The organism is Oscillospiraceae bacterium (genome assembly GCA_015068645.1).
In the GTDB taxonomy this organism is placed as follows: domain Bacteria; phylum Bacillota; class Clostridia; order UMGS1840; family UMGS1840; genus SIG452.
Window position 1 is genome coordinate 1 of the sequence record SVKD01000007.1, and the last position, 20,941, is coordinate 20,941.

The following is a 20,941-nucleotide window of genomic DNA, read 5'->3' on the forward strand; positions in this document are numbered from 1 at the left end:
CCGCACGTGAGCGGCTGCCTGTAATTGTAATGCGGTGTCAAGCCTTCAATGCCCCTTTGAGGGGTTAAGCCTGTAATAGCCCCTTCTAGGGGCTGGTCAAACCACTAGTTTACTAGTGGTTATGATTGGAAAGATGAAAATTTACCGGTTGTGAATGATGTCCTCTCAGTCAGCAGAGCTGACAGCTCTCCCTGGGTGGGAGAGGCGACATAGAGGGGAAAAGTGAAATTAGTTTGAAGTAGATGAACCTTCAACCTAGTTTTTTTATTTTCCGACCTTTCTTTTCAGATATATGTTTTTAAGAAATGATTTAACGGTAGGGGGTAATATCCATTTCCACTACCATAGGGGTTTCAAGCAATCCTTCTTCAGAAGCGTCAAAAGCAACGTAGAAGGTGGTTTCATCTACTTTGATATTGACGGGACGATGATAAATTTCGGAATCCCCCTGATGGAGAATTTCACCGTTTTCTTTGGAAATTACTATGAAATGAGGGCCGTAGTAAGCGCTGCCGTAGATGTTTTTGTCATCAAAGATTAAATTGGTGGAATAGCTAATGGCATTTGTGGATTCCCAAATCATTTTACCGGTTGCTTTATCAAATGCGATTAAGTTATGTGCTTCACAAACATAAACTCTGTCGCCGTCAATATATGCGCCGGAAATGGGGGTTAATTCTGTTAAGGGATAGTATCCGGTCTGATAGCTCCAAAGGAATTTACCGTTGTTTTTACATAAAATCAAAGCATATTCGTCCATATCAGCAGTTGTAGCTTTTAAAACAACCACTTCGTAATGATCAGAGGTAGCTGTGCTTCGGTCAGTTGTATTGATGATTTCAACTGCAGAATCATCAGAGATGGGATAGATTTTCTCATCATAGGTAATCCATACGGAATATCCGGCATTTTCGCCTACATAGTGCGTTTGACTGGCGATGTCGTCGTGATTATAGGTGAATTGGCTGATGGGACTGTTATTCTGAACATCATCAAGACTCTTGATTGTAATTCCGCGTTCGTCAGTTTGTAACCAGGTTTTCATATCGGTATAGATACCTTGGCAAACTACATGATCTTTGGGTTCCGGAAAATTGGGGTCATTAGAATAAATCGTTCCCCCTAAGACTTGCCAAGTATCGGAAAACAGGAACAGTGCATCAATTCCTTTAAATTGATATCCGATGCCACCTCTAGGGTAATAGGCAACCAATTCCGGCATACCATAAAATGCTTTTAAGGTTTTATAATCTACATCAATCAACTCTTCCAGTTTCACTTTGCGGGAATCCGGATATGTTACGGCAGCAAGTTGATTCCATTCTTCTTCGGATGCAATACCGTACACGGATTGTAACAGAGTATCTCCTGACTGAGCAAAATAAGGTACTCCTTCGTAGTCGGTTTCTTCTACTAAGCTGTTTTTGAGCAGGGCGCGGTACAGTAATTCTGCAATTACTTTTCGGGGTGCCTGTTCACTTTGATTAAAATCACCGTATAAATCAACTTTTTGCGCCAGTTTTACATATCCGTCGGGATAGGCAATGTTACCTCCGATGCAGCTTAAGCCGTAAGAAGTGCAGAGCATCGGTTCATCATATTCGATGGCACAAAGTGCCATCTTAATTGCTTGTTCATATAGTACGGGGTCTTCGGGGCCAAAATTGCCATTGCCGTATCCGTTAATGATGCCTAGTTTGGACGCCACGTAGATATAACCGCTGGACCAATGGTTTGCAGGAACGTCGTTGAACACAACTTCTCCCTGATGATTGATTGCTTCATTTTCATAACCGAGCATACGACAGATTAATGCTGCAAATTCTGCTCTGGTGATAGTAGAATCGGGATTGAAATTACCATAGTTATCCCCACGGAATAACTGCAAGTATCCCAGTTTGGTGATAAAATCACTGTAGGCGTCTGCTTGGTTAACGTCGGGAAATGTAGGTACCTGATAAGCGGATTTGTCTGCTTTTGTTGAATGAAACAATGGTTTTTTTCCGTTTTCATAGTCCGATGTTGCGTATGCCGCCTGGGAATATAAGTTAAAACACATCCCTGCCAGCAACATAACTGCCATTACCATACCTAAAATTCGCTTTTTCATTTTCTTTCCTCCTAAATAAAAAAAGTGCAGCAGCCAAAGCTGCCGCACGAAAAACGCAGCTTTGATTCTGCTGCTACACATCTCATTCCAGATCAGGTAATGATAAACAAAGCTTGCGTTTTTACCGAACGCAAATCTGATCCGAAAGAATATTTAGATGTGTAGCATTCTCATTATATTATATTAAAATTTATTTGTAAATGGTTTTTCCAAAAAACGAAAAAAGGTATGGAGCCAATCCATACCTTTTTTGCGTGACGGATACTCCGATTAAAATTCTTTTTCGTACAGAGCAAAGAAATTTTCCAAGTCTGTTTTTTCCAAACTTAATTCCATCGCATTGGAATATTCATAATGTCCGTTTGTCATAGCGGGAGTTCTGACTCCGGTATCTACCCAGGTTGATTCGAGTTCCGCTTCGACTTGCAGATATTTGTCTGCAGTAACCGATTCTTCTAAAACATAATAAAATTCGTCGGTCATTTCAAATGTTTCATCATCGTACAGAATTTCATAGCTGGTTTCGGTTGCAAGTCCGATTTCTTTATTTTCCGTTACAGGGAAGCTGAAGGTATCCCCAAAGGATTCACAGCTGGAACCGTTTGAACTTGCTAAAAAGTATCTTAATTCACCGGTATTTACATTTTTTCTTAAGGTCAACCAGTTATCAAAGAAGTTGGAATAAAAATCTCCCTTTGTCATATCGGAATTTCCTGCCATACTGCTGTAACCGTATAACAGCTTCACTTCACCGTCTTTGATATGAAGAATACCAATGGAATGTGCTGCGCTTGCCGCAGCATCGGAAAGTATCAGTTCGGGGATTCCGTCAAAATTCAGGTCGTTGAGTCCGATGTAGTTTACGTTGGGAAATTCTTCATCTTTATTTGCGACAATAAAATCAGTGTATAAGCTTACCCAGTCAATATCGGAAATTTCTTCGTCTGCGGAAGCAGAAGAGGTGTCAGCTGTTGTTACAGTTGATGTTGTCTCTGTTAACGTTGTTTCGTTTGTTGGGGAAGTAGTTTCTTCGTTTTTCTCGGTGGTGGAACAACCGGTGGAGATTCCCGATACCATAGCAAGCATCAGAATAAGGCTTAGCAATCGTTTTTTCATTTTTTTGTTTCCTCCAAACATATAATTAAAAAATCAATCTTAATATCTATGACAAAAAACAACCAAAAAAGTTCCAAAAAATGGAAAAAAATAAAGCATAAATTTTAACATTTTTTCATAGGAATAGTACCACTCAAAAATAAATAATCGGAGGAATCTTTTATGAACGTATTACAAGACATTGCAAAACGAACCGGTGGTGACATTTATATCGGAGTGGTTGGACCTGTTCGCACGGGGAAATCCACCTTTATCAAGCGTTTTATGGACTTGATGGTGTTACCAAATATGAAAAATCCTTATGAAAAGGAACGCTTAAATGACGAGCTTCCTCAGTCAGCGCAAGGGAAGACCATTATGACCACCGAGCCGAAATTCATTCCCAATGAAGCGGCAAATATTGATTTTGGTGACAGTGGTAGTGCGAAAGTAAAATTAGTGGACTGCGTAGGCTATGTAATTCCGGAGGCTTTGGGACACGAAGAGGAAGGAATTGCCCGTATGGTGATGACACCTTGGAGTGAGGAAGAAATGCCTTTCCGGGAAGCGGCAGAAATCGGCACAAAAAAAGTGATATGCGAACATTCTACCATTGGGCTTTTAATTACCACCGACGGAACTGTTACCGATATCGACCGTGAAAGTTACGTGGAAGCAGAACGACGGGTGGTACGGGAGCTTTCAGAGCTTCAAAAGCCATTTGTGGTCGTGTTAAATTCCAGAGAGCCCAAAAGCGAAGCCGCATGCCTTCTGTGTGATCAGATGGCGGAAGAATATGCTGTTCCCGTAGTTTGTTGTGATTGTCAGCAGATGAATGAAGAGGAGCTGCTTTCTCTGTTAAAGACAGTGTTATATGAATTTCCTGTTTCTGAAGTTGGCTTTTCATTTCCGGGCTGGATTCGTTCTTTGGACAGCGCTCATCCTTTAAAACAAAGTATTTATCAAAGTGTACATTCTCTGATGGAACAAACCAACTCTTTGCGTGATGTAATTGACGGTGTAGCGGCGTTGACACCTGTTGACCCCATTGAAGATGTACGCATTAGTTCCATCTTACCCGGAGCCGGCTCACTTACTGTGACACTTTCTGTTCCGGAATTTTTATTCTACGAAGTGATTTCAGATACCACAGGTCTTAAGATTCATTCGGATGATTGTCTGATGAGAGTTCTTCGGGAATTATCGGAAGCCAAAACCAAGTATGATAAGTTGGAAGCAGCTTTAAATCAGGTGAAAGCAACCGGTTACGGTATTGTTTCCCCCTCTATTGAAGAACTGACTTTAGAGGAACCGGAAATCATTCGACAAGGCAGTAAATATGGTGTTTCTCTTCGTGCTTCTGCACCGTCTATCCATATGATACGGGCGGATATTCAAACGGAAGTGAGCCCTATTGTGGGAACCGAAAAACAGTCGGAAGATTTGGTGAAGTATCTGCTGTCCGATTATGAAGAAGATCCCACCAAAATCTGGGAATCCAATATTTTCGGAAAATCTCTTCACGAGCTGATTAACGAAGGGTTACAAACCAAACTTGCCCGTATGCCGGAGGATGCACAGGGGAAACTTCGGGAAACTCTTACCAAAATCATTAACGAGGGCAGCGGGGGCCTGATTTGCATTATACTTTAAGTAAAAATGAAAAAAGAGTTCAACACTTGAACTCTTTTTTTCTGTATTTGATTGTGAGGTTGTTTAATCTTCCCATTCGCAGATGAAGCCGTCTGCAACATTGTAATCAAAATCATTCCATATAATCAATTTATCATCGGTGTCTGTTCCGCGCATTTTGATATATGATGCTGCTTCGGAAGATTCTCCACTGGAATATTCAAAGAAGTTGTCATTTAATTCAGTGCCGTTGGTAATCCAGTTTGCATTGTAATCTTCATCCAACTGTGCTCCGATCCATACATCGGTATCGGTGCCAAGCATCCGGCGAATTTCTTCCTTTTCTTCTTCGGATTCGATGGTTACCAGATGGCCGCCTTCATTTTCGCAATACTCTTTTGCATCGCTCCAAGACATTTTTTCTTCAATTAGTTCATAGCGAACCTTGTTTTCTTTCGCGGGATCCATGGGAGGAGCCTGGTAAACATTGTTACAGGCACTCAGTGTAATTAGCATCATACAAATAAAGCCTAACATTCTTTTTTTCACGTTGGTTCCTTCTTTCTTTGTTATAATAATGACATTGTACCATATTCTGAACAGTATTGCAATGATTTTATGTAAATTGATTGACATTATTTTGCAAATAAGAACCCGACCCGATGACGCAATCAAAGATTGCGGTCGGGTGCCCCGGAACCTTGTTGTATTCACAATAAAAAGAGTGCAGTTTTTCATAAGAATTCTGCACTCTTTTTTGTTATCCTCTGATAAGGTCTTTGGGAATTAAATCGTAATCATACATGACTTCGGAATGGTTGTCCAAAATCAGTTCTTTTGCCCGTACTTGATTTGTTTCCCGATCGATTACATTTCTGTAAATCTTGGAGTTTCTGTAAAAAATGTCATTCTTTTTTTGGAAGTGGTGATCTTCCTCCACCAGTTCGTATGTATCGGGGAAGGGCTTTTCGCTTCTCAGTTCGGCATTTAAGATTTCACCGTCACACCAAACAAGAAGCTGCACGTCCTGATCGGTGGTATTCTGAAAACGGTAATCAATATGGTTATAACATACTGAGGTGCCTGCACTAAAGGGAACCCGTTTGCCTTCGTCAGGTGCCAATGCATCGGAATGCTGATGAAATTCAGTAACCGTAAGAGGGGAGTGCAACGCTAAAAGATGCATGGTGTTTCCCAAATTGCAAAGACCGCCGCCGACACCTGCAATTAAGCGGTTTCCTTCAATGATTCTGCCTTCTTTATATCCTTTTCGTTTGGAGGTTTTGCCAACGGTTTTCCAAAACGAAAACACTTCACCGGGATGGATGATGATGCCGTTGATTTTGCTTCCTGCAATATCAATGTTGACTGCTTTGTTCAGCTGGTGAGTCAAATCCACACCGGGAGCTCTTTTGATCATATTGGCATGGTATTCCCAAACCACGTTCGGTAATTTGTTTATCGGTTGATTTTTTCTCTTTTTTGCAAATTTTTCTTTTCCGAAGAAATTCTTAAGATGTCTTTTCAGACGTTCCTTTTCCATGGAAATTGCATAACAGGTGGGGTTAATATCACAAAACAGTTTTTTCTTTTTCATTGTCAATTATACTCCTTTGTAAACTGATGTTTCCCAGGCGGTGTGTCTGCGATTTCTGCATTTTGTAGTATGCTAAAATGCACTGTTCCACCATTCTTCGTTTTGAGAATCTGCTTTCTCCCGGATAGGTCAGAAACTCCACTAAAATACTTGCCATGCCACATCGGTTAGCACCGCGGATATCTGTGAAAATTTGATCTCCCACAAACACCACCTCATCAAGGTTTAAATCCAGCATCAAAACAGCTTTTTGGTAATTTTTTGGATCGGGCTTGTCTGCATCGGGAATGTAGGGAGTGTCAATATTTTGAATAAATTGTTCGATTCGCTGGGTGTTGTTGTTGGAAAGTAACAGTGTTTTTAAGCCCACACCATGAATGTGACGGAACAATTCATCCACTTGGGGTGTGGAGCCATCACCGTGAGGAACCAGGGTGCCGTCAATATCAAATATAATGCCTCGGTATCCCTTTTGGTATAATGCCTCGTAGTCAATGTGAAAAACACTTTTTACCTGTTCATAGGGAAAAAATTGTTTTAGCATAATGCTTATCACCTTTATGATTTTTGGGAGATATAGTCAATCACCTTGTCGATTTGTTGGGCGAAGCTTCCGTTGAAATCATTTTCAAAAAAAGCACCGCCTACGGTGAATGCCCATGCCTTGGACTGTTTTACCAAATCCAATCGTTCAAAGCTATTGATACTGCCTGCCACACAGACGGGAGCATCCACACGGGACACAAACTCAAAAATCAACGAATCTGCATCTCCCTGATAACGGTATCCCAGTAAATCAAAACCGTACACACCTTTTTGCAGGTAGGTGTTGGCAGCATCTACCATTTCGTCGACAGAGCCTTCCAACACAGAAGGACGGTCATACACATTGCCGATAAAGGGCATATATTTTAGGTTGTTTGCTTTGCAAAATTCGTTCACGGAATCAAAAAACAGAGTTCCCATCAGAATATCACAGCCACATTCTGCAGCCAGCTTTGCACCGTTTAAGCACTCGTCTTCCGTGTAGGCAACCACTTCCATCACAGTTGTTTTTTGACACTCTTTCATATAGGAATACAATTTTTTCATTTCCGGAAGGGGAAGTCCTTTTTCTTTCATTCCCCAGTATTGTGCTTTGCAGTTTTCACACTGCTTAAAAATTTCATAAGCATTCGGCACAGTTTGGTCATTATGGGTAAGCATGACGATTAAATTCAGGTTAGAATCCACCGCTTTCCCTCCTTTTTTATAGTTTCATATATTCGGTACATGCGCTTTTTGCGCTGTTTTCTGATATGTATTCATCAACGAAAAGTTTATCACATAGATGTTATTGTATCACAAAAATTTACTTTTTTCAATGTTTTCACAAACTTTTCACAAAAAAACTTGCATTTTTTTGAAATATTTGGTAAAATTGAAGCAAATTATACGGAAATTTTTATCTGATGAAATCGAAATCAGAAGGGAAGAGGATTATGAAAAAGTATTTTAGCGTTTTACTGGTATTTTCGTTACTTTTGAGTATGGTAAGCGTGATGACCGTTGGGGTATACTCTCAGCCGTCATCGGATACCGAAAGTGCAGTATTATCGGCATACCGGGAGACTTTTGAAGATTCCGGGTGTAGTCAGTATGCTTTGTATGATATTGATAAAGACGGCACGGATGAAATGATTTTGAACTCTGACACCGGGAATTATCAGTTTTATACCTACAGAAATGGTGAAGTTGTCGATTTGGGAGAAGAATACGTTCAATACGGTATCTACGGAATAGATGAACCGGGTATTTTAATTTCCGGAGGTGGTACCGGCGTTGATACTCATAGTCGATATTATATTGAAGGCGGAGCTTTAAAAGAAGACGAAACGTCCTATTTAAGTTTGTGTATTCAACCATCTATGGATTTCGAAGAATATACTTATAAGGGTGAAGAAATTTCGGCTGAAGAATACGACACTTTAAGTGGTGAACTTGTGCGCATTGCTTTCCAATCTGATTTTGCGGTCCCCGAAACTCCAACGCCGACACCTACTGTAACTCCTACAGCGGCTCCCACCGCAACTCCTACCGCAACGCCAACGCCGACACCTACCGCAACTCCTGAAGAAGATGAGGATTTTGATTTCCAAAAAATTCTGTTAGGTTGCTATTGGGAAAATAAGATCCAATGCCATAGTGTTTATCGTTTCTTTGCAGACGGTACCGGAGAAGAATATCCGGTAGATTACGGAGGATTGAAGCAAGCGATTGAGGACGCAAAAGTTGACGATACTTTTCATTATACCATCGATGATGACGGTAAGTTGGAACTCACATTTGATGAAACGGAGTATAATCCTTCGTATTCTTTTGAGTTGGAATATATTGACATCCATGCCGACCTTGATTGGGATCTGAGTAGTTATGACAATTTGCCCACCTCGGAAAAGTTTTTCTATGAAACATCTTTTGATTTGCAAAATGATATGGACAATGCTTTCTACTTAACCAAGACAGAAGTGCAGATTCCTTTGGATGAATCAGGAGAGGATTCCGAAGAAGCAATGGAAGACCCTAATCCTATTTTTGATGCGGTACCCGTTGTTGACCTTGAGGAATATGCGATTGCAGAGGAAGACAAAGAGAAAATCGAAGAAGCTCCCAATGTGGAATTTTACAATATTTCTTTAAAACCGGATGTAGCTGCAACTATGGTTTCCTCCGATGAAGATGAAGAACCGTCTGAAACAGAGGCTCCTGCAGAATCTAATGAATCGGTACCTGCAGTATCCGCTTCGCCTGCAGAACCTGATGAAACAGAGCCGCCTGTGGCTACCGAAGCGCCGGTGATTACCAGCAATGTGGAAACCACCGTGTTTATCCCGGTATCCAAAGAAATGGAACCCTATCAGGAAAATGTGAGTGCCTATTACCGTGAAAACGATGGTACACTGACCGAATTGGAGTCGCAGTTGGTCCAAATCGGTAATAAAAATTATGTGGAAGTAAAAACCAATCGGGAAGGGATTCACGTTCTTGCCGGACACGAAAGCCAGAACCGGATCCTTGTTAAGATTCTTTTGATTGTGGTTTTGATTCTGCTGATTGTGATTTTAACCATTGTGATCTGGTTGCTTGTTGCACGTAAAAAGCAAAAAGCAAAACGGATGGCAGCTGAGGATTCGCATCCTGCTGCACCTTACCACAAAAATAACTATTTGAGTTAAAATAATATCAAATCTTAAAATAAATATCCCTCCGTGAAAATGGAGGGATATTTATTTTGCTATTGATGCCATCACAGAATTGAATTTTAAAAGATATCAGTCAACGTTGTTTTTTGCAAATATAGAATAAATTGGTATAAAATATGTGAATATCATCAATTTAGGTCATCAATAAAAAAAAGACGTCCTGAATCCATACTCCTTTTTTCTTGACAATAATATTATAGAAATGTTACAATATGAATACAAAGTGGGATAGTTTTTTTATGTAAAAAGCATAATTGCAAAAAAATGTCCTCTGATAATTATCTAAGTTGAATAAAAAAAATATAAAAATAAAAAGGAGAAAACAACATGAAGATGAGAAAAATTTTATCACTCCTCTTAACTCTCATGATGCTGATGACCTCATTTGCATTTACTGCAACTGTGGCGTCCGCAGCAGACGGCCAGATTAAGAACATCATCTATATGATCCCCGACGGGGGCGGTATGGATCCCTTCTATCTGGCAGATGCAGTAAAGCAGGCTGGTGGGTTTAATCGTTCCAGATTCCCTTATGCCACCCAGCAGACTGTAAACAAAATGTACTTAAAAGACTATCTGGTTGGTGCAGAAACCACCCATAGTGCAAACTATGCGGTAACCGACTCTGCAGCAGGCGGTACTGCACTTGCAACCGGTAAAAAAACCAATAACTATTATATTGGTATTGATCCGAACAGAAAACCGATTGCTACTATCTTAGAAGCAGCACAGACCAAGAATATGAGAACCGGTTTGGTTTCCACCTATCCTTGGGCACACGCTACCCCTGCTTCTTTCTCTGCTCACGCATTAGACCGTTACGATTATCGTACCATTGCGGAACAGCAGGTAAACCAGGGCTTAGATGTGGTATTACCCTTCAATGCTACCGGTGGCTATGCTTTTGACGAAGCACAGCAGGAAATCTTAGCACGTGGTTACAAACAGGTTACCACCGTTGCTCAGATGAATGCGATCAAGCCCGGTGAAAAAGTATGGGGTACTTTAGGCGGTCAGATGACCTATGCAAACCGTGATATCACCAATCCCGATTCTTACCCCACCTTAGCAGAAATGACTCAGGCTGCAATCACCGCATTAAACGTGAATGACAACAGAGGCTTCTTCCTGATGGTAGAAGGTAGTGCTGTTGACGGCGGTGGACACGCAAACAACGCTTTGGATATGGTATCTGAATTCATTGCATTCGACGAAGCATGCAAAATTGCGATCGAATTTGCAAAAACCAGAACCGATACCGTTGTTGTGGCAGCTCCTGACCATGATACCGGTGGTATGAACGTAAGAAATCAGACTACCGCAGTATCTTTAGTTCAGAACGGTACCAACCCCGGCACCTCTTATATTACCTGGGATTCTACCGGTCATACCGCTAGAAACGGTGGTGTGTTCGTATATGCTCCTGCAGGTGTTTCCAAAATTCCCGGTACCTCTTCTACTCCCGGTGTAGCTTCCAACTGGAACAACTATGTAATTGATAACACCGCAATCACACCCTGGTTGGCAGGTTTAATCAATGTGAACTTAGAAGATGTAACCAAATCCTTATTCGTGGATGTATCCCGTATGGGTACCTATACTCCCATCACCGATACCTTCTATGATTATGACGATGCAAAAACCGTTACTTCTTCCGAATATACCGGTTCCTTCAAATTCACCAACTACGACTTAACCGTGGTAAGAAACCAGTCTATTGCAACCTTCAATGGTAAGAAGATTGATATGAACGGTGAAGTTGCAGTATATTCCGGCGGACGTTTCTATGTTCCCCAGTCCTTACTGGACCAGTGCGGTATTGAAGTGGATAACACTCCTATCGAAACCGTTTCTTCCGTATTAACCGGCGTTGATTTGGTAAACAACATCGTTGATAACAATGCTTGTAACATTTCCAGCAACTATGCAATGATTCCCTTAGCAAATCAGGCAAAAGCTTACCTGACTGTTCAGATTGGTGTGCCCAAAACCGCATACTATCATCTGCAGGCAATGTTAGACACCTCCAACGGTCAGATTCTCTGTACCAACGGTGTTTACGGTACCTTTGATACCGGCTCTAAAGTGCAGTTCGCTCCCGGTAAGATTCAGCCCTCAAACTCCTGGACTGATGATGCTTCCCCCAGCGTACTGTTAGAAGAAGGTAATCATACTATTACCTTTAACTCTACCGACTTAGCAAGTAACATTATGTTCCATGGTATTCAGTTGGTAGAAGACGTAGCAATTAATCCTCCTGCTGCAACTGAACCTCCGGCAGCAACTCCCACTCCCACCGAAGCTCCTGATTATGTGAACTTCACCGAAGCAAACGCACCTTACGCAGGTGTATATCAGGTAACTTCCGACAAAGCAGTGACCATCACCAACGAAACCGGTCATACTGCAACCTTAGCAGCAAACACTCCTGCATACTTCTATCTGATTAAAGGCAGCAACAGCATCACCAAAACCGATGCTTCTGCTACTCTGAAATTCACCCCCTTAATGGACAACGGTATAGATTTCATTTCTCAGGTAGCTGCAGGTACTACTCCGGTTACTACCGAACACGTGAAAATTGGCTATGAAAGTGTTGGAAACATCGCAAACAGCGTTACTGCTACCTATGGTAATGTAACCATCGGTTCCAACAACATTTCCATCCCCAATTCCAGCTCTGCAACTATCAAAGCTACTGCTGCTCAGGCAGGTCTGTATTACATGACTGTTGTAACTGCAAATGAAGGCAAATATCTGACCTTATCTACCGATACCGGTCACTACGGTCAGTATGCTAACACCTTAGCAGGCAGCGCAACTCACTACGAAGATGCAGCAAACAAAACTGACTTCTTGCTGGTATATTTAAGAAAAGGCGATAACAACATCACCTTAGCAAACAGCGGTCCTTCCACCATTACCGTGAACGGAATTCGTTGTTCTAAATCTTCCAGCTTTATGGCAGGCGGTTCTTCTGCAACCGATGCAACCATCGCTGAATTTGTTTTAGCAAACTGTAAAGTAGTTCACGATAACTACAATCCGGACGGTCCGGTTGCAACTCCTGTTCCGACCACCGCTCCTACCGCAACTCCCATTCCTACAGTAGCACCCACTGCAGCTCCTGATTACAGCAACATTGATATCAACAATGCTCCTTATGCAGGGGTATATGCGGTAACTGCAGACAAAGCTACCACCGTTACCACCGAAATCGGTTCCACCGCTACCTTAGCTGCAGGCGAAACCAAATACGTTTACCTGTTGAAAGGTGCAAACATCATCACCAATAGCGGCAGTGCAACCTTAACATTCGTTGGTTTTGAAAACAACGGTTTAGATTACTTGGATCAGGTAACTGCAAACGTTCCGTTAGCAGCTTCCAGTATTCCTGAACTGGCTCTGTCCGGTAACTTTGTAAATGCTCAGGGTTCCATTAACGATAACGGTTCTCTGGTTACCTTTGGTACCGATGCATCTGTTGACGTAAAATTAACTGCTCCCTCAGCAGGTTTATATGTAACTCAGGTTCAGTTCGTAAATGCAGGCGCAGATCAGATGCGTATTGAAACTGACACCGGTTTCTACGGTATCATCAACCAGCAGTCCGGCCGTCAGGGTTGGAACGAATTGTATCAGGGTACTCACGGTGTAGGTCAGCAGGACTTAGAAATCGTATTCTTAAGAGCCGGCGAAAACACCATTACCTTTAAAAACCCCGGTACAACTACCTATGTTTCCAAAATCAAACTGGCAAAAACCGGTTCTTTAGCTTCCTTAGCTAATTACAACTGGCAGCTGAACTTAGAAAACTTAAAAGTTCTGGGTGCAGAAGCTGTTGAACCCGAAGCAACTCCGGTTCCCACCGTTGCTCCTACTGCAACTCCGGTTCCTACCGTTGCTCCCACTCCGACTCCTGTAGTTGTAGCAGGTCAGATGACTTATGATGCACCTTATGCAGGTGTTTACAAAGCATCTTCCGACAAAGCAGTAACCTTACTGAACGAAACCGGTCATAAAGTGACCTTATCCGCAGGCGGCACCGGTTACTTCTACATGTTCAAAGGTCTCAACACTATGAGCACCACTAATGAAGATGCAAACGTAACCTTTACAGCTTTAGACGACAATGGTATGAATTATCTTGGTAGTGTATCAGTTGATAATACTCCGATTACTACCAAACATTACTACATGGGCTTCAGTGTAAATGACAGTACCACTAATGCAGTTGACTTTATTTATGCAAAAGACAGCGGCGTAACCACCAGCGGCAGAACCATTACCATTCCGGCAGGCCAGTCTGTTACCTTTAAAACGAACAGCGATATGACAGCTGGTACCCGTTATGTAAGTATTAAGACTCTGGAAGCATCCGGAAATCTTCGTATTGAAACCAGTACCGGTTACTATGGTGTATTCAATTATACTCTGGCAAACAGTAACTCTCACTTTGAAGATACCGATGTTAACGGAAACGGTACCGATCTGTTGATGATCTATATGCCGGATGGCGAAAACTATGTAAAACTGATTAACAATAACTCAAAAACTGTTTCTATCGATGGTATTCGTCTTTCCAAGACTGATTCTGTGAAGACTTGGGCAACCTGTAATATGGCGAATGCAAAAGTTATCGTGGATGAAAATCTGGTGATTCCCACTCCCGTACCGACTGCAGCACCCACACCCACTCCGGAACCGACTCCGGACGCAAATACCATCGTTTACACTGCTCCTTATGCAGGTGTATATCAGGTAACCTCTGACAAAGCAGTAACTCTGACCAATGAACCCGGTCATACCGTTACTCTTGGTGCAGGTGCAACCGATTACTTCTATTTAATCCAGGGTCAGAATATCATCAACACTACCGATAATTCTGCTACCGTAACCTTTACTGAATTAACAGGCAACGGTTTGGATTATATTGCAGAAGTTGAGATTGCTACCGAGCCCATTATTATGGATGCGCAGGAAGATGCGATTGCTGGCGCTGCCGGAATCACTCTAGCTCCCGGCGAAAGCACTACCGTTACCTATACTCCTTCTCAGGGTAAAGCAGGTATCGCATATCCCTACATTGCTTTCACCACTAACACAGAAGCTACCATCAGAGTTACTACCGATGCCGGCTTCTATGGTGATATCTACAATCCTGCAGGCGTAAGCTACAGCTCCTCTGCTTGGGCAGATGCAGCACATAACGATCCTGAAATGGTATATATCAGAGGTGGCGAACAGACCATCACCTTAGAAAACGTTGGTTCTACCACTGCTACTCTGTATTCCGTTAGAATGCATCATGCCGGAGCTTCTTCTCTGCTTGCAAATCCTGTTTGGACTGCTCAGATGAAGATGGCAGAACTGAAGGTTGTTCCCTACGGTGACGATGTGGTTGAACCCGATCCGACTCCCACTCCTACTCCCGAAGTTCCCGCAAATGAAATTGCTTACACTGCTTCTTATGCAGGCGTTTACAAAGTTTCTTCCGATGTTGCTGTAACCTTAACCAGTGAAATTGGTTCTACCGTTACTTTAGCAGCAGGTGAAGAAGGCTACATCTACTTAATCGCAGGAGAAAACACCATTGCTACTACGAATGTAGATGCAAATGTAACCTTTACTGCATTAGCAGGCAATGGTATGGATTACTTCAATCAGGTTACCATTGCGAACGAACCCATTATTACCGGTCAGGAAGACTTATACGGTTGGGCAAATATTGGCATTACCATTCCTGCAGGCGGCACCTATACCATCGAGTATACTCCTTCTCAGGGTATGAACGGTATGGTATATCCCTACATTGCGTTTGGCACTGCGAACGAAGCAACCCTCAGATTGACCAGTGATACCGGCTTCTATGCTGATATTTACAATCCGGCAGGCGTTTCTTACAGCAGCAGATTAACCACAGACGCTGCAGGCACTGATATTGAACTGTTGTATGTAAAAGAAGGTGTGAACACTATCACCTTAGAAAACATTGGTTCCAGTGATATCCTCCTGTATACTATCAGATTCCACAGTGTTGGTGAATTGGTTAACAATGCAACTTGGGGAAGCCAGCTGAATGTTGCAAACTTAAAACCTGTTGTGGAAGCTGATGAATTCTCCGAAATCACCTTAAACGGCAAAACCAAAACCGCAACTGTATCCTTCAAAAACATGGGTACTGATGATGACGGCGTTGTAAGCTTGGTAATAGCTTCTTACGAAGGCAACAAAATGACTGCAATCGATATTACCTATATTGATACCGATGCACAGGAAGTGGGCAAAACTGAGGGATACTCTGTAGATCTGCCCGAAGCTACCGGCACTACCTTAAAAGCAATGCTGATCAATGAAAACTTAGTGCCCAAAGCAGATGCGAAAGATGTAAGCATCGGTTCTTTAACCGGTCTGAAATTCTCCATCTTAGGTGACAGTATTTCTACCTTCAACGGTTACTCCAACAACGCTGCAGTAAACTCCACCATCGGTTCCAACGCTGTTTGGTACTATGGTAACAACAACGATGTTGCAAGCGTTGATCAGACCTGGTGGAAACGTGTTGCAGACACCACCGGTATGGAAGTGTTGGTAAACAACTCCTTCTCCGGCGACAAAGTTTGTGTATACGGTAAAAATAGAGCTACCCAGCTGCACAATAATGACGGTGAAACTCCCGACGTTATCGCTGTATACTTAGGTACCAATGACTTTGCTAACGGTTGTACCTTAGCTCAGTTTGCAACCAACTATCCTGCAATGATTGCAAGCATCACCGAAAAATATCCCGATGCGGACATTTATCTTCTGAACTTACTGTATTACGGTTCTTCCGCAGATGGTTTCTGCAACGTGATTGAAGATGCCGCTGAAACCTACGGTTGTACCTATGTTGATATCCGTAACGATGCAGGTTTCACTTCTTCCAACTTAGGAAGCTACATGCCTGACCAGTACGGCGTACATCCCGGCAGCGCAGGTATGGAACTGATTGCAAATTGCGTTGTAGAGGCAATGAGCAAATAAGAATGAATTTTCATTCTGTTGTGAAATGATTTACCCCAAAAAGTAAATAAAGCACAAAGAAAAAAGACTGTTTCGGCAGTCTTTTTTCTTTTGGCGCGGAATTGGCAGAAATTGTTGTTCCGACACTTTTCAAACAAAAACAAAAGAATTTGTTTCAAAGCACTTGTATTTTTGATAAAAATATGCTATACTGGTTTCGTATATTTGAAAATGGAGACTTGTGTTTTCAAAAACCCGTATGAAAGAAGGAGTCTTTGTATGGACTTTCAGAAAATGATTCCCGAAAACGAAAAACTGCGTATTGTGCAGGAAACCGTTCCGGGCAAACAGATTACTTTAGCACATATTATTGCCAATCCCGACCCGGTAATTTATCAGAAGCTTGGCTTAAATCCTGCAGTGGATTATTCCCGCTCCGCCATTGGAATTTTAACCATTTGCCCTGCGGAAATTGCCATTATTGCAGGTGATATTGCCACCAAAACCTCCAATGTGGAATTAGGGTTTGTGGACCGTTTTTCCGGCACCCTGATTGTAACCGGCAGAGTGGCAGATGTGGATTCTTCCTTAAGAGCCATTGCGGATTACTGTCAGAAACATTTAGGTTGCGTGGTTTGTGAAATCACCAAAACCTAAAGAGGGCATCTGTTATGAGAAAAATGATGTTGGTGGGTAGAAGCGAAAGCGGAAAAACCACCTTAACCCAAGCTCTTCGTGGTGAAAATCTGCATTATCATAAAACCCAATATATCAATTATCACGATGTGATTATCGATACCCCCGGTGAATATGCCCAAACCAAAGGATTAGGACGTGCGTTAGCGCTTTATTCCTACGAGGCGGATGTGATAGGACTTTTAATGAGTGCCACCGAGCCATACTCCTTGTATCCTCCTTGTGTGACGGCGGCGGCAAACCGTGAGGTCATCGGCATCATCACCAAATGTGATCACGAAAACGCCAATATAGCCCAGGCAGAAAACTGGCTTCGTCTGGCAGGTTGTGATAAAATTTTTCCTATCAGTTCCTATACAGGCGAGGGAATTGATGCGCTGATGGACTATCTGGCGCAAGACACCAAAAAAATACCCGAAAGGATTTAATCAATATGGAAACTAAAAATATGAAAATTGAAACCCAATGTCTGCATTCGGGATACTCTCCCAAAAACACAGAACCCCGTGTGGTTCCTATTGTGCAGAGTACCACCTATGTGTATGATTCCACCGAGGAAGTAGCGTCCGTATTTGACGAACCTACCAAATCCTTGATTTATTCCCGTTTTGCAAACCCCACTGTTATGGCGGTTGAAAATAAAATTGCCGAAATGGAAGGCGGCGTGGGTGCAATGTGTACCTCCTCCGGTCAGGCGGCAACCTTACTTTCTATTTTAAATATTTGTCAGGCTGGGGACAGCTTCTTAAGCACCACCGAAATTTACGGCGGTACCGTAAATCTGTTCTCCTACACCTTGAAAAAACTGGGTATTGAATGTATCTTTGTTCCTAAAGGTGCAACCGATGAAGAAATTGACAAATTATTTAAACCCAACACCAAAGCAGTATTCGGCGAAACCATCGCAAACCCTGCTTTAACCGTTTTGGATATCGAACGGTTTGCAAATCTTGCCCATAAACACGGTGTTCCCTTGATTGTGGACAATACTTTTGCAACTCCCGTTCTGTGCCGTCCTTTTGAATTTGGTGCAGACATTGTCATCCATTCTACCTCCAAATATATGGATGGTCATGCTGTTCAGGTTGGCGGTGTTATCGTTGATAGCGGTAATTTTGACTGGACCAACGGCAACTTCCCCGAACTGGTGGAACCCGATGTGACCTATCACGGTATTTCCTATACCGAAGCCTACGGAAAAGCTGCTTATATCATCAAAGCAAGAATGCAGCTGATGAGAGACTTCGGGGTATATCCTGCGGCACATTCCGCATTCCTTTTAAATATGGGATTGGAAACTTTAGCAATCCGTATGCAGCGTTACTGCGAAAATGCAATGGTTGTGGCAAACTTCTTAAAAGATTCCGATAAAATCGAAAGTATCACCTATCCCGGCTTAGAAGGGGATGCAGGCTATGAACTGGGCAAAAAATATCTGTCCGGTTGCAGCGGTGTTATTTCCTTTGTCATCAAAGGTGGCAGAGAAACTGCTATGAAATTTATGGATTCTTTAAAACTTGCTTCCAATGAAGTGCACGTTGCGGATATCCGCACCTGTGTGCTCCATCCTGCTTCTGAAACTCATCGACAGCTCACAGATGAACAATTAGTGGCTGCAGGCATTGATGCCGGTATGGTTCGTTTCTCTGTTGGATTAGAAAATGTTGAAGATATTTTAGAAGATATCAAACAAGCATTAGACCAGATTTAGGTTTGATAAAACGCGCAGAATCAATGAACTTCATCATAATGGATGAAAAAAGGAGAAGAATTATGAAAAAACTTTGTTTATTACTTTCTGTGATTGCAACGATTTCCTTAGTTTCCGGTTGTAATAGTGGAACCAAGACGGAAACAGCTTCAGGAGAAGCAGAAAAGGAAGGTAACAAAATTGCTGCATTAAAAGAAACTCCTGCTCCGGAGGTAACGCCCAGTCCTAATGTAACCAGTTTTGACTTTGATATGCCGGAGTTGGATTTAAAACCGTCGGAAGTATATGATTCCGTTCCGGTTCCTACCATTGAATTTGATATGCCTGATCTGGAATTAAATAAGGCAGAAACCTACGGCTCCGTACAGTCTGTTGATTTGGGCGAATTTAACATCAGCTTTGATGCAGAAGATGCGGAAAAATTAAAAGATTTAGATGCGGCAGAGTGGCAAGAACTTGCAACAAAACAGGTGACTCTGTTTGAAAGCTTAACCGCTGAGTTCCAATCCCGCGGTTTGGCTGTTACTGTAGATAACGAAGGGGGAACTATTTCCTTGGATTCTGCCGTTCTTTTTGGTGGGGATTCTGCTGAACTCTCTCAGGACGGCAAGGATTTCTTAGATAAATTTGTGGCAGCATATACCGCTGTTGCTTATAATGAGTCCTTTGACGGATTTATCGGAAAAGTTATGGTAGAAGGGCACATTGCTCCTGTTACCGGTACCACCTATGAAGGTGGTATGCCTCTTTCCACTCAGAGAGCTACCAATGTAAAAGATTATTGTTTGTCCGAAGATACCGGAATTTCTGCTGATTATATTACCAAACTGGAAACTCAGATGGAAGCAGTTGGTCTTTCTAACAGCATCCCCGTAACCGATGAAGCCGGAAATGTTGATATTCCTGCATCTCGCCGAGTATCTTTCAGATTCTTAGTTCAAATCGACTAATTGGTGTGGATTGAAAAACAGCGCAGAATCAACCCATCGCACCGCTCGACGTACATATTTGTACGCCTTCGGGCTTGTCAAAGCGGAGCTTTGATTTGATTGCTTCATTCTGCATCCGTTTTTCGTCAGCCTATTTGAATTGGTGTGGCTTAACAAATAGCATAGTTTTCGACTGCTGTTGTATGTAATACTCCACAAGGAGAAATCAAATGAAAAAACTTTGTTTATTATTTTCAGTATTATTGCTGGTGACCTTTTTTGTGGGATGCAATAAAACTACCTCCCCTGAGGATGCAAAACTGATGGTTACCACGGAAGAAATGTCAGACGATCAACGTGCAATTGCCGAAGTAATTATGGCATACGATAAGGCATATTATGAATGGGACAGTGAAGCACAACGTGTATGTGCAACTCCTGAATTTCCGATTGAAGATACCGAGATGATGCTCAGGAATGCTTTTGGGGTTTATGTGGACCAGGGCGATATGGTGGAGGAAGATATTGAAAAATATCTGGAAATCGAAAAAGCATCCTATCAGAAGGGTGCAGAGCAGCTGAAATATAGTGGCTGGAAAATTGTGGTTTCTGATGAAGAAGCAACTGCTTTGGTTACTTACGAATATCCCAATATTGATGCAAATATGCCTTCCTATGGTGAACAGTTAAAATTGTATCGTGATGAACTCTTTGTGAGTGTATGCGATATGGATGAAGCAACCGCAAAGGCTAGTTTATCTGCTGAAGAGTTTAGTGCGACATATTTGCAGGTAATTGAGCTCGATTATGCGAAACGAAGCGAAAATGCGCCTTATGTGGAAAACACTATGGAATTTCGGTTGAAAAAAGTGGATGGAAAATGGTTGATTTCTGAGTTGGTTCTGCCGGAAGCTTAAGGAGAAA

14 protein-coding genes are annotated in these 20,941 nt (G+C 42.2%); 8 read left to right on the plus strand and 6 right to left on the minus strand.

Going from position 1 to position 20,941, the window contains the following annotated elements:
• Window positions 1-310: 310 nt before the first annotated feature.
• Window positions 311-2,191 carry a hypothetical protein gene (locus tag E7413_04115; protein ID MBE7019044.1) on the minus strand — a complete coding sequence of 627 codons (1,881 nt, stop codon included), beginning with the start codon at window positions 2,189-2,191 and terminating at the stop codon, window positions 311-313.
• 189 nt (window positions 2,192-2,380) lie between these two features.
• Window positions 2,381-3,226 (minus strand): hypothetical protein, encoded by an 846-nt coding sequence (locus tag E7413_04120; protein ID MBE7019045.1) that lies wholly within the window; start codon window positions 3,224-3,226, stop codon window positions 2,381-2,383.
• Window positions 3,227-3,388: 162 nt separating this feature from the next.
• On the opposite strand from E7413_04120, the gene spoIVA reads away from it, so the two are divergent.
• Window positions 3,389-4,858 carry a stage IV sporulation protein A gene (spoIVA, locus tag E7413_04125; protein MBE7019046.1) on the plus strand — a complete coding sequence of 490 codons (1,470 nt, stop codon included), beginning with the start codon at window positions 3,389-3,391 and terminating at the stop codon, window positions 4,856-4,858.
• 63 nt (window positions 4,859-4,921) lie between these two features.
• On the opposite strand, the gene E7413_04130 is transcribed toward spoIVA, so the two are convergent.
• From E7413_04130 to E7413_04145, 4 genes are read right to left on the minus strand one after another with little or no spacing between them, the layout of a single operon-like run.
• On the minus strand, window positions 4,922-5,575 hold the full coding sequence (locus tag E7413_04130) for a hypothetical protein (protein ID MBE7019047.1): 654 nt from the start codon (window positions 5,573-5,575) through the stop codon (window positions 4,922-4,924).
• Window positions 5,576-5,597: 22 nt separating this feature from the next.
• Complete coding sequence (locus E7413_04135; GenBank protein MBE7019048.1) at window positions 5,598-6,434, minus strand: vancomycin resistance protein; 837 nt, start codon at window positions 6,432-6,434, stop codon at window positions 5,598-5,600.
• A complete protein-coding gene (locus E7413_04140) occupies window positions 6,409-6,978 on the minus strand; it encodes a YqeG family HAD IIIA-type phosphatase (protein MBE7019049.1) in 570 nt (189 codons plus the stop codon). The genes E7413_04135 and E7413_04140 overlap by 26 nt, the downstream gene beginning before the upstream one ends.
• A gap of 14 nt (window positions 6,979-6,992) precedes the next feature.
• On the minus strand, window positions 6,993-7,640 hold the full coding sequence (locus tag E7413_04145; protein MBE7019050.1) for a hypothetical protein: 648 nt from the start codon (window positions 7,638-7,640) through the stop codon (window positions 6,993-6,995).
• A 275-nt stretch (window positions 7,641-7,915) separates the two neighbouring features.
• Between E7413_04145 and E7413_04150 the strand changes: the two genes are divergently transcribed.
• The 7 genes from E7413_04150 (at window position 7,916) to E7413_04180 (ending at window position 20,934) form a co-directional block, all read left to right on the plus strand.
• Window positions 7,916-9,649 (plus strand): hypothetical protein, encoded by a 1,734-nt coding sequence (locus E7413_04150; GenBank protein ID MBE7019051.1) that lies wholly within the window; start codon window positions 7,916-7,918, stop codon window positions 9,647-9,649.
• 354 nt (window positions 9,650-10,003) lie between these two features.
• Window positions 10,004-16,702 carry a hypothetical protein gene (locus E7413_04155; GenBank protein MBE7019052.1) on the plus strand — a complete coding sequence of 2,233 codons (6,699 nt, stop codon included), beginning with the start codon at window positions 10,004-10,006 and terminating at the stop codon, window positions 16,700-16,702.
• 258 nt (window positions 16,703-16,960) lie between these two features.
• Entirely contained in the window at window positions 16,961-17,338 is a 378-nt protein-coding gene (locus tag E7413_04160) for a BMC domain-containing protein (protein MBE7019053.1), read from the plus strand.
• 14 nt (window positions 17,339-17,352) lie between these two features.
• Window positions 17,353-17,805, plus strand: a complete 453-nt coding sequence (eutP, locus tag E7413_04165; protein ID MBE7019054.1) for a EutP/PduV family microcompartment system protein — start codon at window positions 17,353-17,355, stop codon at window positions 17,803-17,805.
• Between the two features lie 20 nt (window positions 17,806-17,825).
• Window positions 17,826-19,088 carry an O-acetylhomoserine aminocarboxypropyltransferase/cysteine synthase gene (locus E7413_04170; protein ID MBE7019055.1) on the plus strand — a complete coding sequence of 421 codons (1,263 nt, stop codon included), beginning with the start codon at window positions 17,826-17,828 and terminating at the stop codon, window positions 19,086-19,088.
• A gap of 23 nt (window positions 19,089-19,111) precedes the next feature.
• Window positions 19,112-20,038 (plus strand): hypothetical protein, encoded by a 927-nt coding sequence (locus E7413_04175; GenBank protein ID MBE7019056.1) that lies wholly within the window; start codon window positions 19,112-19,114, stop codon window positions 20,036-20,038.
• A 209-nt stretch (window positions 20,039-20,247) separates the two neighbouring features.
• Entirely contained in the window at window positions 20,248-20,934 is a 687-nt protein-coding gene (locus E7413_04180) for a hypothetical protein (GenBank protein ID MBE7019057.1), read from the plus strand.
• Window positions 20,935-20,941 lie beyond the last annotated feature (7 nt).

What these genes read in the sequence shown, in the direction of transcription:
- E7413_04115 (MBE7019044.1), bottom strand. Translation starts at nt 2,191, where the DNA reads ATGTGTAGCAGCAGAATCAAAGCTGCGTTTTTCGTGCGGCAGCTTTGG.
- E7413_04160 (MBE7019053.1), top strand. Translation starts at nt 16,961, where the DNA reads ATGGACTTTCAGAAAATGATTCCCGAAAACGAAAAACTGCGTATTGTG.
- E7413_04145 (MBE7019050.1), bottom strand. Translation starts at nt 7,640, where the DNA reads ATGCTTACCCATAATGACCAAACTGTGCCGAATGCTTATGAAATTTTT.
- E7413_04120 (MBE7019045.1), bottom strand. Translation starts at nt 3,226, where the DNA reads ATGAAAAAACGATTGCTAAGCCTTATTCTGATGCTTGCTATGGTATCG.
- E7413_04180 (MBE7019057.1), top strand. Translation starts at nt 20,248, where the DNA reads ATGAAAAAACTTTGTTTATTATTTTCAGTATTATTGCTGGTGACCTTT.
- E7413_04170 (MBE7019055.1), top strand. Translation starts at nt 17,826, where the DNA reads ATGAAAATTGAAACCCAATGTCTGCATTCGGGATACTCTCCCAAAAAC.
- spoIVA (MBE7019046.1), top strand. Translation starts at nt 3,389, where the DNA reads ATGAACGTATTACAAGACATTGCAAAACGAACCGGTGGTGACATTTAT.
- E7413_04135 (MBE7019048.1), bottom strand. Translation starts at nt 6,434, where the DNA reads ATGAAAAAGAAAAAACTGTTTTGTGATATTAACCCCACCTGTTATGCA.
- E7413_04175 (MBE7019056.1), top strand. Translation starts at nt 19,112, where the DNA reads ATGAACTTCATCATAATGGATGAAAAAAGGAGAAGAATTATGAAAAAA.
- E7413_04155 (MBE7019052.1), top strand. Translation starts at nt 10,004, where the DNA reads ATGAAGATGAGAAAAATTTTATCACTCCTCTTAACTCTCATGATGCTG.
- E7413_04130 (MBE7019047.1), bottom strand. Translation starts at nt 5,575, where the DNA reads ATGAAAAACTGCACTCTTTTTATTGTGAATACAACAAGGTTCCGGGGC.
- E7413_04140 (MBE7019049.1), bottom strand. Translation starts at nt 6,978, where the DNA reads ATGCTAAAACAATTTTTTCCCTATGAACAGGTAAAAAGTGTTTTTCAC.
- E7413_04150 (MBE7019051.1), top strand. Translation starts at nt 7,916, where the DNA reads ATGAAAAAGTATTTTAGCGTTTTACTGGTATTTTCGTTACTTTTGAGT.
- eutP (MBE7019054.1), top strand. Translation starts at nt 17,353, where the DNA reads ATGAGAAAAATGATGTTGGTGGGTAGAAGCGAAAGCGGAAAAACCACC.